Genomic DNA, 18,413 nt, shown 5'->3' with positions numbered 1-18,413 from the left:
CTGCGCCGCAGAGCCTGGGACCGTGGAAGCCCGTAAGGAATAAGTCGTACAAGGCTCTCCGAAGAGTGGCAATCCGCACGTGGTGGCGATGGTGTTGCAAATCGGACTATCGTCACGAGTGGGTGCATCCGGTACGGATGTGCCCTTCGCGGACCCTCTCGTCGGTCGGCTCGGAAGATGTGCCAGAGTTGCCACGTCCGGGCTGTGAGCACGTACGGTACGGCAACACAGGCGGGACAGCCGGGACACCGGGAAGGGGCAGCTGGGTGACCACGCACGCACCGCAGGCGGCGCAGTCGGTGACGCTGCCGGCCTCGCTCGACGAGGCCGTGGCGGCGCTCGACGCCATGCCCGCCGCCGTGCCCGTCGCCGGCGGTACGGACCTCATGGCCGCCGTCAACAAGGGCCAACTCCGCCCGGCGGGCCTCGTCGGCCTCGGCCGTATCAGCGAGATCCGCGGCTGGCGCTACATGGACGGGCATGCGCTGCTCGGCGCCGGACTCACCCACGCCCGGATGGGACGGCCCGACTTCGCGGCCCTCATCCCCGCGCTGGCAGCGTCCGCGCGCGCCGCGGGCCCGCCCCAGATCCGTAACGCGGGCACGCTCGGCGGCAATATCGCCACTGCCGCCCCCACCGGCGACACCCTGCCCGTACTGGCCGCCCTCGAGGCGGACCTGGTGATCGCGGGACCCGGCGGCGCACGCCGCGAGATCCCCGTCTCCCATCTGCTGGCCGGCCGCGAGATGCTCGCCCCCGCGGAACTCATCGGATTCGTCCGCGTACCCCTGCTGCACGCCCCGCAGGTCTTCCTGAAGGCGACCGGCCGGACCGGACCCGGCCGCGCCACCGCATCCGTCGCCGTCGTCCTCGACCCGGCGCGGCGCGGGGTGCGCTGCGCGGTGGGTGCGATCGCGCCGATGCCGCTGCGGCCGCTGGAGGCGGAGCGCTGGATCGCGTCGCTGATCGACTGGGACGGCGAGCGGGGCCTGGCGACCGAGGCGCTGGCGGCCTTCGGCGAGTACGTCGCGGCGGCGTGCATCCCGGATCCGGCCCCGGCCGCGCAGGGCGAGGAACCGCCCGCGCTGCCACCCGCCGTACTGCATCTGCGGCGCACGGTCGCCGCGCTGGCCCGACGTGCACTGGGGAGGGCGCTGTCGTGAGCAATAAGGACAATCCGCACGAAATGCCGCACGAGCTCCCGACGGAGCAGGGCGGCTGGCAGCCGATTCCGCACGGCGGCGAGTACGACGCCGAGGCCACGGCCTTCCTGCAGCTGCCGCCCGAGGGCGCGCTGGACGCTGCGCCGCTCGAGGCGCCGGGCCATGGCTACGTACCGCCGCTGATCACGCCACTGACGCCGGCCGACGCGACGGATCCGGCGGCGACGGGCACATGGGCCGCGCACCAGGCGGACGGGGAGTCGGCCGCGGTGCGGTGGCCGGAACCGGCGTCCGGGTACACGGGGCCCGCCGACCCGCACGCCACGGGCCAGTGGATCTTCAACGAGACCGAGCCGGTCCAGGCCGCCTCGGAGCTGACCGGCCAGTGGACGATTCCGGTGGCGGGCGGCGACCTGCCGGAGGAGTCGGGCGAGTTCACCACGACGGCGCTGCAGTCCCAGTGGGCCGATACGGCTCCGGCGACGCTGCCGGGCGGTGCGACAGCCCCGTGGGCGCCGTCGCCCGACGCCCCGGCGACGCTTCCGGGCGGAGCGCCCGCGCCGTGGGCGACGGCACAGGAGCCCGCGGCGGTCGAGGAGTCTTCGCCGGGGCAGGAGCCTTCGGCGGTGGAGGGGCCGGCCGAGTCCGAAGGAGCCCCCGAGGAGACCGCCGCAGCCCCTGAGGAGGTCGCTGCGGAAGCTCCTGCGGAGAGCCCTGAGGAGGAGCCCCTCCCCACCTCCTCCACCGGCAGCGACGAGCACCCGCCCACCTCCTACGTCCTGCGGGTCAACGGCACCGACCGCCCCGTCACCGACGCCTGGATCGGCGAATCCCTGCTCTACGTACTGCGCGAACGACTCGGTCTCGCGGGCGCCAAGGACGGCTGCTCGCAGGGCGAGTGCGGCGCGTGCAACGTCCAGGTCGACGGCCGTCTCGTCGCCTCCTGCCTGGTCCCCGCGGCGACCGCGGCGGGCTCCGAGGTGCGTACGGTCGAAGGCCTCGCCACCGACGGCGAACCGTCCGACGTCCAGCGCGCTCTGGCGGCCTGTGGCGCGGTCCAGTGCGGTTTCTGCATCCCCGGCATGGCCATGACCCTCCACGACCTCCTCGAGGGCAACCACGCCCCCACCGAGCTCGAGACGCGGCAGGCCCTGTGCGGCAATCTCTGCCGCTGCTCCGGCTACCGGGGCGTCCTCGATGCCGTACGCGAAGTGGTCGCCGAGCGCGGAGCGAGCGCCGTGGCCGCGGCGGAGGCGAGTGAGGAAGCCCGTATCCCGCACCAGGCGCCCCCCGGTGCAGGTAGTGTGCAGCTCCACCCGCACGACGGAGGCATGGCGTGAGCAACGACGCGGCCACCACTGCGACGCCCCAGGCGGTCGACGGCCCTCAGCCGCAGCCGCCCGCCCACGGCCTCGGCGCTTCCCTCCCGCCGGCCGATGCCCGCGCCAAGACCGAGGGCACGTTTCCGTACGCCGCCGACCTGTGGGCCGAGGGCCTGCTGTGGGCGGCGATCCTGCGCTCCCCGCACCCGCACGCCCGTATCGGCTCGATCGACACCTCGGCGGCGCTGGACATGCCGGGAGTGCGGGCAGTGGTCACCCACGAGGACATTCCGGGTGATGCGTCGTACGGCAGGCGTATCGCCGACCGCCCCGTCTTCGCCTCCGAGCTGGTCCGCCACCACGGCGAGGCGATCGCGGCGGTCGCGGCCGACCACCCCGACACGGCCCGCCTCGCGGCAGCGGCGATCGCGGTCGAGTACGAACTCCTCGAACCGGTCACCGACCCCGAGAAGGCCTTCGCCGCCGACCCGCTGCACCCCGACGGCAATCTGATCCGTCACATCCCGCTCCGCTACGGCGACCCCGATGTGGCGGGCGAGGTGATCGTCGAGGGCCTCTACCGCATCGGCCGTCAGGACCCGGCCCCGATCGGCGCCGAGGCCGGCCTGGCCGTCCCGCGCCCGGACGGCGGCGTGGAGCTGTACGTCGCCTCGACCGACCCCCACACGGACCGCGATCTGGCGGCGGCGTGCTTCGGCCTGGAGCCGGACCGGGTGAAGGTCGTCGTCACGGGCGTCCCGGGCGCGACGGGCGACCGCGAGGACCCCGGCTTCCAACTCCCGCTCGGCCTGCTGGCGTTGAAGACGGGCTGCCCGGTCAAGCTGACGGCGACCCGCGAGGAGTCCTTCCTCGGCCACGCCCACCGCCACCCCACACTGCTGCGCTACCGCCACCACGCGGACGCGGAGGGCCACCTGATCAAGGTCGAGGCCCAACTGCTGCTGGACGCAGGCGCGTACGCCGACGCCTCCTCCGAATCGCTCGCGGCCGCGGTCGCCTTCGCCTGCGGCCCGTACGTCGTCCCGCACGCCTTCATCGAGGGCTGGGCGGTCCGTACGAACAACCCTCCCTCGGGCCATGTGCGCGGCGAGGGAGCGATGCAGGTGTGCGCGGCCTACGAGGCCCAGATGGACAAACTGTCCGCGAAGCTCGGCCTCGACCCCACCGAACTCCGCCTCCGCAACGCCCTTGCCACCGGCGACATCCTCCCCACCGGCCAGACGGTCACCTGCCCCGCGCCTGTCGCGGAACTCCTTCATGCCGTACGGGACTTCCCGCTCCCCGACCTCCCCAAGGACTCACCGGAGAACGACTGGCTGCTGCCGGGCGGCCCGGAGGGCGCGGGCGAACCGGGAGCGATCCGCCGCGGCGTCGGCTACGCACTGGGCATGGTCCACATGCTCGGCGCGGAAGGCACCGACGAAGTCTCCACAGCCACGGTCAAGGTCCACGACGGAATCGCGACCGTCATCTGCGCGGCAGTGGAAACGGGCCAGGGCTTCGCCACGCTCGCCCGCCAGATCGTCCAGGAGACGCTGGGCATCGAAGAGGTCCGCGTGGCCTCGGTCGACACGGACCAGCCCCCGGCGGGCCCGGCGGCGCACGGCCGCCACACGTGGGTCTCGGGCGGCGCGGTCGAGAGGGCCGCGAAGATGGTCCGCACCCAGCTACTGCAGCCCCTGGCCCACAAGTTCGGCATGTCCACGGAGCTGCTCCAGATCACCGACGGCAAGATCACGTCGTACGACGGTGTCCTCTCGACCACCGTCATGGAGGCGATGGACGGCAAGGAGCTGTGGGCAACGGCCCAGTGCCGCCCCCATCCGACCGAACCTCTCGACGACTCGGGCCAGGGAGACGCTTTCGTGGGCCTCGCCTTCTGCGCGATCCGCGCGGTGGTGGACGTCGACATCGAACTGGGCTCGGTCCGCGTGGTCGAAATGGCGGTGGCCCAGGACGTGGGCCGCGTCCTGAATCCGGCCCAACTGAACGCCCGCATCGAAGCCGGCGTCACCCAGGGCGTCGGCACGGCCCTGACGGAAAACCTCCGCACGGCCCGCGGCCTGGTCCGCCACCCGGACCTGACGGGCTACGCACTGCCGACATCTCTTGACGCTCCGGACATTCGCATCGTGAAACTGGTCGAGGAACGTGACGTGGTGGCCCCCTTCGGAGCCAAGCCGGCAAGCGCGGCCCCGGTGGTGACCTCCCCGGCGGCGGTGGCGTCGGCGGTACGCGCGGCAACGGGGCGCCCGATCAACAGGCTGCCGATAAGGCCTCAGGCGGCGGTGGCTGCTCCCAACTCGTGACCGTGTGACGCTCATTGCACGTGCAATCCAAGGGTGCGCACTGTCATTGAGGCTCGATACAGTGATCCCTGTAGACGTGTGTAAACGGGGAGGCGTTCGTGGCGGAGGACAACGGCACAGGGGCGGTAGCGGCGGCGGGGGCGTTCGGAGCGGTTCCGTTCTTCGGGGCTGCCGGGGCGGTTGCTGCGGCCGCGCAGAATCTGCTTGTCGAACTCAGCGAGATGGACAACTTCAAGAATCGGGTCGACGAGCTCTTGAAAGAGCTCAACAAGTCTCCGGCCGCTCACAACAAGGTTGCCGAGGACCGGTTGACGCAGAGCAACTTGGGCGGTGCCGGCTTCAAGGAAGCCGAGTTCCTGTACGCGTCGTACAACCTCGTCCACGACGAGCTTGAGAACCTCTCCAAGGTGCTTGGTCTGCAGATCGAGAGCATGCAGTTGGCTATCCGTGCCTCGCAGACGGGGTACAGCAAGATCGACGACGACATCAAAGAGCGCATGCGCCGGTTGAACGCGGAGATCGCCGAGCACTACGACAGGGATCGGGACCCGAACGCGGGCGTGAGTGACAAGCCCCACGGGGTACCGAAGAGTCAGCCTACTCACGCCGAAGCTGCTGGGCAGGCCAAGGTCTCATGAGTAACCGGCCAATTATTACGGGGGTGATGCACAATGGGTGAATCGAACGGGAAGAAGCCGACTCCAGGGAAGACGCCCTTCGACTCCATGTCCCAGGAGCAGCTGTTCGCGCTGCTCTCGCCTGCCAACAAGGAAACGGCGATGACCCTCGCCGAGAAGTTGGCCAAGGCGTCGGAAGCCATCCACGATATCGGCGAGGACCTTAAGATCCGCGTTCCGCTCGTGAAGTGGGAGGGCGAGGGTGCCGATGCGTTCAAGGAGTGGGCCGGTCAGACGGCGAAGGCCACCTTGCTCCTGGGGGACTATGCGGAGGAGGCTGGCAAGTGGATGACCGACGTCGCCCAGGCCATTGCCGAGGCGCACAGCGGGCTTGATGAGCTGAAGACCAGTGCAGCGACCGCACAGTCCAACTACAGCGACGCCAAGAAGACGCACAACGCGGCTGTTCACGATCCGGGCGCTGGCAAGAGCGCTGTGAAGGACGCCAAATCGGACATGGACCTTGCACACTCGACCATGCAGGCGGCTCGGATCAGCAGCGTGCAGAGGCTGACAAAGCTCAGCCAGACCTACACGCAGTCCGGGGAGCAGATAAACAAGCTCCAGCCTCCGACCTTTCCGCCCCCGGCGATGCAGCTGGGTGATTCTTGGCGGAGCTCCAAGAGCGGTTATGGCTATGGGGAGTTCCAGGGTTCGTCCCGTAGTGCCGGGACAGGTACCACCCGCTCTGGCATATCAGAGAGCTCCGAAACTCGCTCCGTAGCTGTGGGCAAGACCCAGAGCGATGGCGAGACGTCATCGGTGTCAGTCGCCCGTCCGGAGCGCCCGGTGGACATGGAGATCGACAGCGTGGCGACGTTGCCTGAGACTCACACGGCGCCGCCCCCGGCAACGACCATCAACGTGCCACCGGTTGGTCGGCCCGAGGGCTCGGGCCCCGTGCTGCCCGGGATGATCCCGCCCACGTTTGGGGGCAGCAAGACAGGTCTGCCCAGTACTAGTTCGCCCGGCAGGGCGCTTCCCAGTACGAGGGGTGTCGTGCCGCCTGGACAGGCGGGAATCAACTCGCGAATGCCGCGTGATGGCATCGCCGGTGGCCGTCCCGTCGTACCGAACACGGGCCGTCCCACTGGCGGGATTCACCGTGGCACGGTGATCGGCAATGAAAATGCCACTGCCCGCGGACCAATGGGCCGCGGCGGCATGCCGGGTATGCATGGCGGCGGTCCCATGGGAGGCGCGGGCCAGAGTGGCATCTCTGGTGGGCGTCGCCTGGCATCCGAGACGGGTGGGATTGTCGGAGGCCGACCTGGCCAGCCCGGGAAGAACAGCGCTCGGCCCTTCACGCCTGGTGGTTCAGGCCTGGTGCGAGGCACGAACCCGAACCCCTCCATTGGTGGCGCGCACCCCGGTGAACAGAGCGGCGAGCGCCCGGACTACCTGTCGGAGGACGAAGAGACCTGGCAGCAGGGAAGCCGACGCGTAGTACCCCCGGTCATCGACTGACCCCGCAGAGAAACAGGCCAAGGGAAGCAGATGCCTACCAGCAGTATTGGAAATAGCCACCGCCGGACCGTCATGTCGGGGGTGCTGGGACTGCTGCTGGTGGGCATCGCGGCCACTCCGGCGCATGCGGACACCGTTCGTTCGCGTCAGTGGCATCTCGACGCCATGAAGGCCGATGAGATCTGGAAGACCAGCACCGGCAAGGGGATTACGGTCGCCGTCATTGACTCCGGTGTCGATGACACGTTGTCTGACCTCAAGGGACAGGTCCTGAAGGGGAAGAACTACTCCCATATGTCCGGCGATGAGAACAACGACATCGCCGACCACGGGACGGGTATCGCCACACTGATCGCGGGAACCGGAGGTCGGGGACCGACTACCGGCTCCTTCGGCTTGGCGCCCGGCGTCAAGATTCTCCCTATCCGAATGCCTTACGCGGATGAGAAGTTCGGCCCCGGGGACCCTCGCAAGGAATACGCTCAAAAGATGAGCGAGGCGATCCGGTACGCCGCTGACTCGCCCGCCCAGATCGTCAACATTTCGATGGGTCAGCGTGAATCGGGATCTGGAGAACTCACGCAAGCGGTGAAGTACGCGCTGGAAAAGAACAAGCTGATCTTCGCCGCTGTGGGCAACACGGCAGATGAGGGTAACGCGCCGGAATACCCTGCGGCGACTCCCGGTGTGATCGGGATTGGTGGGGTGGATAAGACGCTGAATTGGTGGAACAAGTCGCAGACCGGCACTCAAGTCGACTTCGTGGCGCCTGCTGTGAAGACTCTCGCGGCGTGCAGTCCCACCCTGCTGTGCGACGGTGACGGCACCAGCAACGCAACCGCCCTAGCATCTGCCTCGGCGGCGCTGGTCTGGTCCAAGCACCGGGACTGGACGAACAACCAGATCCTCAGGGTCCTGCTTAACACGGCCGGCAGTGCCGCGAACGGTGCGAAGCGCACCGACTTCATCGGCTACGGCGGAGTCCGTCCCCGTGTTGCCTTGAAGACCCCCGGCGACCCGGGCCCGGCAGACGAGTACCCCCTCCCGGACCTCGCGGCCGCTGCCCCCAAGTCACCTTCCCCCGACGCCTCCAAGGCCACGGGCGGCACCGGGACCGGCAAGAGCCAGCCCGGTGAACCGGCGTCCGCGTCCAAGGACGACAGCAACACCGGCCTCTTCATCGCACTCGGCATCGGCGCGGCTGCCCTCATCGGCGCGGCAGTCGCCATCCCCGTCATTCGCTCCCGTCGGCGCAACGCGGCTGTCCCGTCGGCTCCGCCCTTCCCGCCCGACGCTTATCAACAGCAGCCGCAGTACCCGGCCTACGGCCCGCCGCCGGCGGGCCAGAACCACCCGCACCCGGGTCCGCCCGGACCTGGTCAGCCAGGGTGACGTAGCTGTCTTCATAGGATCCCGCGAGCGAGGGGTTCGGTGCGACAAGGGCGCCGCCGATCTGGGCTGTCAGAACGACACCAAGCTGGTGAGCGGGGTGCCCAAGCCCGCGGCCTGCGGCAGCTCAGAACGCCGGCGGCGCCGGTGGGCTGCACTCACTGCACCGGCCCGGCTCTGGAGCGCGGAAGGCGCGGTCACAGGGGTCGTCGCACCTCTACCGGAGCCGATTCCGAGATGGGCTGGTACAAGAGCAGCTACAGCACGGACGACGGTCCCGCTTGCGTGGAGGTCGTCACGTGGGCCGACGTCGGCAGGTTCGTCTCCGAAGGCTGAGTCTGTCGACCCCGCGCTGGAGGCTGACCTGAGGCGAGAGAAATCAAGTCTCACATCACCGGCAGCGCCAGCAGGTACTCCTCGGTCAGGATGAAGAGACGGTTGCCGTCCGCCTTGAAGCCGAGGGGCGGGGAAAGCTTCTCCGGGGTGTAGTCGATCAGGGACGTTCCCTCGCTGAGGTCAATAGCCTTCACGTTTGACAGATCGTCGATGATCCAGGCGTAGCTGCCCTGTCTGAGGACCGGGCTCCTGAAGTCGCCTATGGTCCCGGATTCCCAGAGCAGGTCCTTGTCCACCAGGTTGACGCGCTGGGCCCAACGGCCCCTCATGGCATACAGCGACATGCCGTCCGTGCCGGGCGTCGACCACGACTCGCGGTTGCCCTGGTCGTCCTTGTGAGGCTTCGACCGCCAGAGCACCTTGCCGTTGGAGATACGCAGCGCGGTCAGATCCTTGCCGCCGAGGTAGACGGTGCTGTCCAGGACGGCGGGCGTCAGACTGATCTTGGACCCGGAGGTGAACTGCCAGGCGATCTGTCCATTGTTCGTGTCGACGGCGAAGACGATGCCGCCCGGGGCGCTGAATACGAGCCGTCCCTGAGCAGCGACCGCGCCTGTGTTGCTCCGCGTGAGCTTGGACGCCGGAGCCGGGGTCGTCCAGCGGATCGTGGCGTCGGAGCGGCCGATCGCGCGGAGGCGGTCATCCTTGGTGACCACGTACACCATGTCGTCGTCAGCTGCGAGCACACAACGGGCCTGCGCCGCTGGGACCGTCCATTTGCGCTCTCCCGTGGACGGGACGAACGTCAGCAGTTTTCCGCCCGGACCGACGGCTGCGATCAACCGGTCGGACAGGGAGACGTATCCGCCCGAGGCCACCACCTCCGGGGCCGACCAGCGCCACTTGCCGTCCACCACGTTGTGGGCGGCCAGACCGCCGTTCTTCGCACCGAAGACGATGACGTCCCGGACCGGCTCAGGAGCCGGCGAATCCTCTGTATTGACCTGCAGCGGGCCCCACAGAGGCTTGAGCGTGGGGTACTTGTCACCGAGGACGCCCACCCTGAATGCCGGCTGCGCCAACGCGGCTGTCGGCGTCTTCACCGCGGGTGGGATGTCGAAAGCACCCGCCGGCTTCTTCTTCTCTGCGCCGGAGCCGGACTTCCCGCCGCGCTGCAGCCACCAGACACCCGCCCCGCCGCCCGCCGCCAGAAACGTACCGCCCGCCGCAAGAGAGGTCAGCAGCCGACGGCGCGGGATGCTGCTCCCCTCACCCGTCGCCGGCAGCGTCGTGAGCTGCTTGACCCCCCATTCACGGCTCCTGATGTCGTCCGCCAACTGACCACGCTTCCAAATGCGTTCGGCGCCCTTTGGCGGCGCGAAAGCGGAGGCGATCTGGTTGGGGCCCGGGCGGATACCGGCCTCCTTGGCCAGACACGGGTCGATCAACGGCTGGAGCTCCGCCGGGACCTGGGTCAGATTCGGTTCGCCGTGCACGACTTCGTACTGCACGGCTGCCACATGGCTCGCGTCGAAGGCGCGTCGGCCGCTCGCGGCGAAGACGAGTACGGCTCCGAGCGAGAAGACGTCCGCCGCCGGTCCGACCCGCTGCCCGAGGATCTGCTCCGGGGCACCGTAGCCGGGGGTGACCGGGATCTGGCCCGTGGTGGTGAGTGTGAGACCGTGCTCGGGCCGGGCGATGCCGAAGTCGATGATGCGGGGCCCGGCCGACGTCATGACGATGTTCGAGGGCTTCAGGTCACGGTGGACGAGTCCCGACACATGAATGTCGTGGAGAGTGCGGGCGAGAGCCGCGGCAAGAGCCCGTACAGCCGGACCGTCCATCGGCCCGTACGAGGCAATCGCCTCGTCGAGCGTCGGACCGGCCAGGAACTCGGTGGCGATCCAGGGCCGTCCGCCCTCCATCCGGGAGCCGAGCACCCGGGCCACGCCCTTGCTGGTGACCGACTGGGCCATCTGCGCCTCGCGCACGAAGCGCTGAGCCAGGTGCTGGTCGTGCGAGAGTTCGGGACGAAGGACCTTGACGGCAGCGCTTGTGCCCGCGCCGTCCCGACCGAAGTAGACCTTGCCCATGCCCCCTTCGCCGAGTACACCGAGCAGGCGGTACGGGCCGAGCCGGAGTGGATCACCGGTGCCGAGCGGTTTCACGGGGCGATGGCTTTCTGTGGGAGTCACTGGAGCGGGAAGGCGCTGAGGAAGCCGCCGCCGAGAGCGACCACGACCCTTGCGCGCTCATGGCCGATGAAGCGAGTGCCGGTCGTGGAGTACTCATCGGTGGCCCTGCGGTCCTCGAGGCCGGAGATGCGCAGGCTGTACGGGCCTTTGGAGTAGAGGTGCTCCGTCCCGACGACGACAGGGCCGGACAGGTCCACCTCCAGGCCGCCGTCGCTGTTCAGCCATTCGCTGCTCCCGTCCTCTGCGTTGCGACCGATGATGTTGATCCCCTTCTGCACGGCGTAGACCACACCGTCGGCGACGGCGGCGGGTCCGTAGGGGTTGTGCGTCATCGCTTTGTCCCTCCACCTCACGTGCCCGTCGCTCAGTCGCAGGGCGCGCAGGTCTCCGAGGCCGAGGAAGACATGAGTCTCGTCCGTCGCGAGCAGTCCGCGTACCTGGTCCGGCTCGACGCCGGCCCAGGGCTTGTCCCATACGACCTTCCCGGTGAGCGAGTTGCGCACGACCACACGCACCTCGCCCTTGGCGGTCTCCTGCAGCAGGACGAGCTTGTCGCCCACACTGCGCCCGGCGAGAAAATGCAGCCGCTTGGATCCGGCCGGCAGCGGCGGTAGCGGTTGCCTCCACAGCTCATTGCCGCTCGCCATGTCCAGCGCGGCCAGGAACCAGGGCCCCTTCGTGCTCTGGGCGGCGGCCAGATGGACGACGCCACCCCCGGCACTGACCAATTGGTTCTCGGGAACGGCCCCGTCGGAGTTCCTCAGCCGTGGACCCTGCTTCGGCTCGCCGGTGGTGAGGTCGACCGTCTCCACCACGAGAGGCCGGACACCGGCCTGCTCGTCGTCGGTCCTCTCCGCCTTGGCCAGGCGGTGGATCGCCTCGCCGTCGGAGGCGATCTGCCAGTTGAATTCCTTGCCGCCGGTTGTCCACGCGGTCTTTCCGGTCCGCGCGTCGACCGCCGCCAGCCCACTGCTGACGACGAGCGCCACCAGGTCGCCGACGACGATGGGAGTCGATGCGGCTCCAGGGTGCGAGGCGCCCGGATGGCCGCTCACCCTGACCTGCCACAGCTGTCGCTCGTTGGGCTTTTTGGGGGTGGGGGAGGAGATGCCCGTCAGCCTCAGAGGATCTGTCTCGGCCGGCTTCCCGGGGCCGATCCACATCCACGCCCCTGCCCCCGCCGCCGCAATCCCCAGCGCCGATCCGCCGCCGATCGTCAGCAGGCTGCGGCGGGAAAGTCCTGTGCGCGGTGTCGTCGAGGGCTGGGTTTCGTCGAGCGGCGCAGGGAGGCGGTACGGCTGGTGCTGCCAGACCTCCGTCGCGCGGCGGGCGATCTCGGCGAGGACTGTGTCCGGGAGATGGTCCGCGAACTGGCCCTGGCCGTCGTGGAGGTGGCTGCTCAGCTCCCAGGTGGTGGGTCGCTGCGACGGGTCCTTCGACAGACAGCGGGTCAGGATCGGGACCAACGCATCGGGTACGCCCGTCAGATCCGCGTCGGCGTACCGGACGCGGTAGAGGAGGTCGGCGGCCTGGCCGGCGCCGAAGGGGCCGTGGCCCGTAGCGGCGTGAACCAGGACGCCGGCCAGCGCGAACACGTCGCCCGCCGGGGTGTGTTCCTGGCCCGTCGCCTGCTCAGGGGACATGAACGCCGGGGTTCCCGCCGCCGCCCCCGTACGGGTGAGGCGGTCGTCGCCCGCCGCCCGCGCGATGCCGAAGTCGATGATTTTGGGGCCGTACGCCGTGATCATGACATTCGACGGCTTCAAGTCGCGGTGGACGACATCCGACGCGTGGAGCTGAGCCAGCGCCCCGGCGAGCGCAGCACCCAGCGCACGGATCGACGTCTCCGGCAGCGGCCCGGCCAGTGCGACCGCGTCGTCCAGCGGCGGGCCGAGGACGTATTCGGTGGCCAGCCAAGGCGTTTCGGCCTGCGGGTCGGCGTCGACCACGATCGCGCCGTGATGGCCGCCGATGATGCGTGCCGCGTCGGTCTCCAGCCGGAAGCGGGTCCGGAATCCCGGGTCGGTGGCGATGCCCGCGTGCATGGTCTTGAGCGCGACGGTCCGGCCGCCGGCCGAACGGGCCAGATAGACGGTGCCCATGCCGCCGCTGCCCAGGCGGGCGATCAGACGGTACGCACCGAATCCGGCGGGATCGTCCTGCGTGAGTGGGGAGAGCACAGGTCAGGCACCGTGGGTCTGCGGGACGCGAAGCTCCGCGGCGAGTACCTCGGCGGACTGGCGGGCCACCGCCGCCACCACACGGCCCGGCAGCCAGCCGGGCGTCAACAGCGAGGTGCTCGAGTCAAGAACCGTTGACGCCGGCGCTGTGGACGCGGGCGGCAGCGCGTGCAGGACCTCGGCCGCGGTCGGGCGGGCCGCCGGGTCGCGGGTGAGGCAGCGGGAGATCAAGGAGCGCAGGGATTCGGGGAGTTCGGCACTGTCCGGGACCGTGTGGCCGGTGGCGGCGTACGCGAGGATCGCGCCCAGGGAGTAGACGTCCCCCGGCGGGCGCGGGCGGCCGCCCGATGCCTGCTCCGGGGCGAGGCTGCCGGGCTCCAGGCCGGGCAGGCCGGAGCGCTGTTCGCCGTCCGGGGCGGCGGCGCGTACGGCGCCGAAGCAGGTCAGACGCGGGCCGTCGCCCGCCAGCAGTACGGCCGCCGGGGACAGGCCGGCGTGTGTGATGCCCGTCGCGTGCGCGCCCGCCAGCGTCTCGGCGAGGGCAGCCCCGATGGCCCGCACCGTGCGCTCCGGCAGAGGCCCGCCGTGGACGGCGAGGGCCACGGGAAGCGGCAGCGAGGGGAGGTACGGGGACGCGTACCAGGGGGAGTCCGACGGCGGCGACAGTTCGGCGACGGGGGAGACCCAGGGGCCGAGCAGCCGGCGTCCGGCGTCCGCCTCGACGAGAAAACGTTCGGGATCCACACCTTCCCCCGGTGTCCTGACCAGCACCGTACGATCGCCGTCCGCGCTGCGCGCGATGAAGCGGCGCTCGGGGACCGGGGGAAAGCCCGGACCGGCCGGATCGAGACGCGTGATGAGGTAGTACGGCCCGATCTGGCGCGGACTGTGCCCCTGCGGCCGTTCCGTGTGTGCTCGTTCCATCTGCTAAGCCCCCGTGGTGGTCATGAACGACAGGAGCCTACTCAAGTGCCGGTGCGGGCCCGGAGGGTGGTCCGTCCGGGGGCGGTCATGGACCGCCGACCGTTGGTCGGCTCCGAGGGCGCCTTGCACGTGCAATCCGGTCAGGCGCGTACCGGCATGGCGACGACCGAGCCGCCGTGCGCGGCGAAGAGCCGGTTGCCGTCGCCCGACACCTCGTACGCCGCCCCGTCGTCCTTATCGCCGAAGGTGTACGGGAAGAGTTCGTCGCCGGTGTCCACGCTGACTGCCGTCAGTCCGTAGTAGCCCGACTCGACGATCCAAACGGTGCCGCCCTGCACAACCGGCCGCTTCCGGGGGTCGTCGCCGTATCCGCGCAGGTAGAACTTCCACTCCTTCGTCCCGTCGCTCGCGCGCCGACGGTACAGCCCGTCGTCGACGGCGTACAGCTCGTTCCCGCGCACTGCCGGAGGACCCCAGCCGCCGCCTGACTCATCGACCTTCGTCTCCGGCTCCACCGACCAGATCTTCCTGCCGTCGGCGAGCGCGTGAGCGGCCAGAGTCCGCCCGCCGAAGTAAACCCTGTCCTTCACGACGGCGGGCGCCAGAGCCGCCGTTCCCTGGTTGGGCAGGCCCCACACCTTGCGGCCGGTGGCCGTGTCCAGGACGACCACCACGCCGTCCGATGCGAAGAGCACCAGGCGGCCCGCGCCGACGGCCGCCGCCGGTGGGGCGGTGTACGAGGTGCGTACGGGCGTGGGGATCGACCACAGCACCTTTCGCGTGGCGACAGCGACCGCGCTCAGATGCCGCTCCTTGGTCATCACGTAGACCGTGTCGGCGTCCGCCGCCAGCAGCTTCTCGACGGTGATGCCGGAAGTCGTCCAGGCCTGCTCCCCGGTGGATGCGATGAACGCCTGCAATGCGCCGTCCGCGTCCGCTCCCACGACGAGTCTGTCGGCGACCGTCACGAAGCCGGCCGAGCCACTCGCCCCGGTGGCACGCCACTTCTGCTCCCCATCGGTCACGCGATGGGCGGCCAGGCCACCCTTGTCGGTCTCGAGGATCACCACATCGCGTACGGGAAGGGGAGCCGGGGTCTTCGGACCCGCCCCGCGCACGGGGCCCCACAGCGGCGCGAAGTCGGCGCCGGCAGCCAGTACCGCGGCTGACGGCGTCTCGACGGCCGGCGGAACGGCGACCGGCGGCGGCCCCGAACCGTGCCGACCGCCGCCCTTGAGCCACCAGGCGGTCGTACCCGCACCGGCCGCGAGGACCGTGCCGCCCACGGCCAGGGCGGTGAGCATGCGGCGCCGGGACGGCTGGGCGGGAACCTCCGTCGAGTACGACGAGACCAGGTGCTCGGCCGTGGTCTCCCGCCGGGCGATCTCCTCCGCCCAGGGCCCCTGCCGCCAGACCTTGCCGGCGCTCTTGGGAGGCGCGAGCGCCTGGGCGATCTGCGCGGGTACGGGCCGATGCGCCGGGTCCTTGGCGAGGCAGGGGAGTATCAGGGGGCGGAGCTGGTCCGGCACCCGGCTCACGTCCGCTTCACCATGGACGACTTCGTACTGCACCGCAGCCACATGCGGGCCGTTGAAGGCCCGTTGCCCACCGGCCGCGTACGCGAGAACCGCCCCGAGCGAGAAGACGTCGGCCTGCGGACCGACCCGCTGCCCGAGGACCTGCTCCGGAGCGCCGTAGCCGGGGGTGACCGGGATCTGGCCCGTGGTGGTGAGCGTGAGTCCGTGCTCGGGGCGGGCGATGCCGAAGTCGATGACGCGGGGGCCGCGCGAAGTCAGCACGATATTGGACGGTTTGAGGTCGCGGTGGACCAGGTCCGCGGCATGAATGTCCTGGAGCGTACGGGCGAGGGACGCGGCGAGCGCACGCAGACCGGGCTCGCCCAGCGGCCCGTACGCGTCGACCGCCTCCTCCAGCGTGGGTCCTGCCAGGAACTCGGTGGCGATCCAGGGCCGTCCGCCCTCGGTCTGTGCGCCCAGTACCCGAGCCACGCCGGCGCTGGTCACGGCCTGCGCGGTCCGGGCCTCGCGGACGAAGCGCTGGGCCAGGTGCTGATCATGCGCGAGCTCGGGCCGCAGGACCTTCACCGCCGCCTTGCGGCCGCTGGTGTCCCGCCCGAAGTAGACCTTCCCCATGCCGCCTTCGCCCAGTGTGCCGATGAGTCGGTACGGGCCGAGGCGCAAGGGGTCGCCGGTGCTGAGGGGGATCATGGTGAAGCTCTCTCACTCGAAGGGCAGCGCGGTCACGGTGGCGCTGTCGGCGCCGATGAGCATCTTGGTTCCCTCGTGCACCGCGAAACGGATCGCGGAACTCGGCGACGACCGGACGGATTTGTGGGTGCGGAGATCCACGGCGCTGATGCCGCTGGTCACAGGCGCGTACACGAACTTCGTACCGACGACCGGTGGCACATCGAGCCTGGGGTCCTCGTCCTTCGTCAGGTCCTCCACCTCCTCCCACAACAGCTTTCCCGTGGTCGCGTTCAGGGCGACGAGGCCGCGGCTGCCCTCGGCCGCGTACACGACGCCGTTCTTCACGGCCGGAGGCCCGTAGAGCCGTGACTTCTCCTCGACATCGCCCCTATTGCGCCCCTCACCGAACGACCAGGCGACCTCGCCGTCGGAGTGCCGGACCGCGTGGACCCGTCCGCTGGCGATGTAGACATGCTGCTGGTCCACAGCGAGTTGGCCGGGAATCAGGAAGGAGTTGTCGCCCCGTACTCTGGGCATCTGCGTCGTCCAGAGCCGCTTTCCGGTGCGGATGTCCGTGCCGCTCACGCTGAAGTCCGGAGAGGGTATCCCGTTGCTTGCGGTGACCAGGACCTTTCCGACGGCCTTCGCGCTGACCGCAGACGAGCCGTTGTCGGGATAGATCATCCCGTGGGGCCGCTGCCAGAGCTTCTTCCCGGTACGGATGTCGACGGCGAGCAGCCGCCAGCCCTTGGCCTGGTCGGCGAAGTCCGTGGGCTTGGGCCCGGTCCAGGCGATCAGATAGAGAACACCGTCAGCGGCGGTGAGCAGTTCCACGTCGTGCACGGAGCCGCTGAATTCGGCGAAGTGCCCGATGCGACGTTCGAGGGTCCCATTGGCTGCCGAGAACGCGCTGAGTGTCAGCCCCTCCCCTTCGGTCTCCTCGGGTATGAAGCCGTAGATCGCCGTGCCGTCCGACGCGATCTGCTGCCCCACGTCAAGCAGCGGGTAGGACCAGCGCTGCTTGCCGGTCTTCGGGTCCAGCCCCAGCAGCCCAACGTCGGACAGGGTGGCGACCGTGTTGCCGACGGGCATGGGGAGCTGGCGCTGCCATTTGTCGGCGACATCGACGCTCCATACGGCCGACGGCCCGTTGTCGGCTTTTTCGTCGTGCGAAGCGTCGTCGTCGGCGTGCTGCTTGTCGGACCACGCCCACGCTCCGATGCCTGCGGCAGCCATGCCGAGGGCTGACCCTCCGCCGATCGTGAGCAGCTTGCGGCGGGACATGCCGCTCGGGGCGGGGGGCTCGAACTCCTGCGGGACCGGAAGGCGGTGCGGTTGGTAGTACCAGACCATCGACGCACGGCGAGCGATCTCGAAGAGGACGGTGTCGGGGAGGTGGTCGGCGAACTGGCCCTCTCCGTTGTGGAGTTGGGCTGCCACTTCCGTGGTCGTGGGGCGGTGGGCCGGGTCCTTGGAGAGGCAGCGGGTCAGGATCGGGGTGAGGGCGTCGGGTAGGCCGGTGAGGTCGGGGTCGGCATAGCGGACGCGGTAGAGGAGGTCGGCGGCCTGGCCGGCGCCGAAGGGTCCGTGGCCCGTTGCCGCGTAGGTGAGGACGCCCGCGAGGGCGAAGACGTCGCCCGCCGGTGTGTGTTCCTGGCCTGTTGCCTGTTCCGGGGACATGAAGGCGGGGGTGCCCGCGGCTGCTCCGGTGCGGGTGAGGCGGTCGTCGCCTGCTGCACGGGCGATGCCGAAGTCGATGATTTTGGGGCCGTACGCCGTGACCATCACGTTGGAGGGCTTGAGGTCTCGGTGGACGACGTCGGAGGAGTGCAGTTGGGCGAGTGCTCCGGCCAGGGCTGCGCCCAGGGCTCGGACCGAAGCTTCAGGGAGTGGTCCGGCGATGGAGACGGCGTCGTCGAGGGGCGGGCCGAGGACGTACTCGGTTGCCAGCCAGGGGGTTTCGGCGAACGGGTCCGCGTCAACGACGGTCGCGCCGTGGTGCCCGCCGATGATCCGGGCGGCGTCGGTTTCGAGGCGAAAGCGGGTACGCGAGGCCGGATCCGATGCGATGCCCGCGTGCATGGTCTTGAGCGCGACGGTACGGCCGCCGGCGGAACGGGCCAGATAGACGGTTCCCATACCGCCGCTGCCCAGGCGGGCGATCAGGCGGTATGCACCGAGCTGGGCGGGGTCGTCGTGGGTGAGAGGGGACGGCATCGT

The 18,413-nt window shown here is 69.9% G+C and carries 11 protein-coding genes; 6 read left to right on the top strand and 5 right to left on the bottom strand.

Annotated elements, in window-relative coordinates; genetic code table 11:
- The first annotated feature begins 266 nt into the window (after window positions 1-266).
- The 6 genes from OG735_RS16280 (at window position 267) to mycP (ending at window position 8,351) form a co-directional block, all read left to right on the top strand.
- Window positions 267-1,163: an FAD binding domain-containing protein gene (locus tag OG735_RS16280; protein ID WP_327323897.1), complete on the top strand. Its 897-nt coding sequence runs from the start codon at window positions 267-269 to the stop codon at window positions 1,161-1,163.
- On the top strand, window positions 1,160-2,503 hold the full coding sequence (locus OG735_RS16275; protein WP_442812439.1) for a 2Fe-2S iron-sulfur cluster-binding protein: 1,344 nt from the start codon (window positions 1,160-1,162) through the stop codon (window positions 2,501-2,503). Before OG735_RS16280 ends, OG735_RS16275 begins: the two co-directional genes overlap by 4 nt.
- The gene (locus OG735_RS16270) at window positions 2,500-4,815 is read left to right on the top strand and encodes a xanthine dehydrogenase family protein molybdopterin-binding subunit (RefSeq protein WP_327323895.1); all 2,316 of its coding nucleotides are present in this window, start codon (window positions 2,500-2,502) and stop codon (window positions 4,813-4,815) included. Before OG735_RS16275 ends, OG735_RS16270 begins: the two co-directional genes overlap by 4 nt.
- Before the next feature lie 98 nt (window positions 4,816-4,913).
- A complete protein-coding gene (locus OG735_RS16265; RefSeq protein ID WP_327323894.1) occupies window positions 4,914-5,453 on the top strand; it encodes a hypothetical protein in 540 nt (179 codons plus the stop codon).
- 33 nt (window positions 5,454-5,486) lie between these two features.
- Window positions 5,487-6,959: a WXG100 family type VII secretion target gene (locus OG735_RS16260; protein ID WP_327323893.1), complete on the top strand. Its 1,473-nt coding sequence runs from the start codon at window positions 5,487-5,489 to the stop codon at window positions 6,957-6,959.
- 30 nt (window positions 6,960-6,989) lie between these two features.
- Entirely contained in the window at window positions 6,990-8,351 is a 1,362-nt protein-coding gene (mycP, locus tag OG735_RS16255) for a type VII secretion-associated serine protease mycosin (RefSeq protein ID WP_327323892.1), read from the top strand.
- 383 nt (window positions 8,352-8,734) lie between these two features.
- On the opposite strand, the gene OG735_RS16250 is transcribed toward mycP, so the two are convergent.
- From OG735_RS16250 to OG735_RS16230, 5 genes are all read right to left on the bottom strand, one after another.
- A complete protein-coding gene (locus tag OG735_RS16250) occupies window positions 8,735-10,852 on the bottom strand; it encodes a protein kinase domain-containing protein (RefSeq protein ID WP_327323891.1) in 2,118 nt (705 codons plus the stop codon).
- Window positions 10,853-10,875: 23 nt separating this feature from the next.
- Window positions 10,876-13,059 (bottom strand): protein kinase domain-containing protein, encoded by a 2,184-nt coding sequence (locus OG735_RS16245; RefSeq protein WP_327323890.1) that lies wholly within the window; start codon window positions 13,057-13,059, stop codon window positions 10,876-10,878.
- A 3-nt stretch (window positions 13,060-13,062) separates the two neighbouring features.
- Window positions 13,063-13,983: a serine/threonine protein kinase gene (locus tag OG735_RS16240; RefSeq protein ID WP_327323889.1), complete on the bottom strand. Its 921-nt coding sequence runs from the start codon at window positions 13,981-13,983 to the stop codon at window positions 13,063-13,065.
- A 140-nt stretch (window positions 13,984-14,123) separates the two neighbouring features.
- A complete protein-coding gene (locus OG735_RS16235; RefSeq protein ID WP_327323888.1) occupies window positions 14,124-16,211 on the bottom strand; it encodes a serine/threonine-protein kinase in 2,088 nt (695 codons plus the stop codon).
- A gap of 12 nt (window positions 16,212-16,223) precedes the next feature.
- Window positions 16,224-18,410: a protein kinase domain-containing protein gene (locus OG735_RS16230; RefSeq protein ID WP_327323887.1), complete on the bottom strand. Its 2,187-nt coding sequence runs from the start codon at window positions 18,408-18,410 to the stop codon at window positions 16,224-16,226.
- Between the last annotated feature and the right edge of the window lie 3 nt (window positions 18,411-18,413).

Source organism: Streptomyces sp. NBC_01210 (assembly GCF_036010325.1).
Taxonomy (GTDB): domain Bacteria; phylum Actinomycetota; class Actinomycetes; order Streptomycetales; family Streptomycetaceae; genus Streptomyces.
Note: the sequence above shows the minus strand (reverse complement) of the source record. Positions and strands in the feature narration are given on the sequence as shown.

Coding starts and splice junctions, on each gene's coding strand:
- OG735_RS16260 (WP_327323893.1), top strand. CDS start 5,487: ATGGGTGAATCGAACGGGAAGAAGCCGACTCCAGGGAAGACGCCCTTC.
- mycP (WP_327323892.1), top strand. CDS start 6,990: ATGCCTACCAGCAGTATTGGAAATAGCCACCGCCGGACCGTCATGTCG.
- OG735_RS16240 (WP_327323889.1), bottom strand. CDS start 13,983: ATGGAACGAGCACACACGGAACGGCCGCAGGGGCACAGTCCGCGCCAG.
- OG735_RS16235 (WP_327323888.1), bottom strand. CDS start 16,211: ATGATCCCCCTCAGCACCGGCGACCCCTTGCGCCTCGGCCCGTACCGA.
- OG735_RS16230 (WP_327323887.1), bottom strand. CDS start 18,410: ATGCCGTCCCCTCTCACCCACGACGACCCCGCCCAGCTCGGTGCATAC.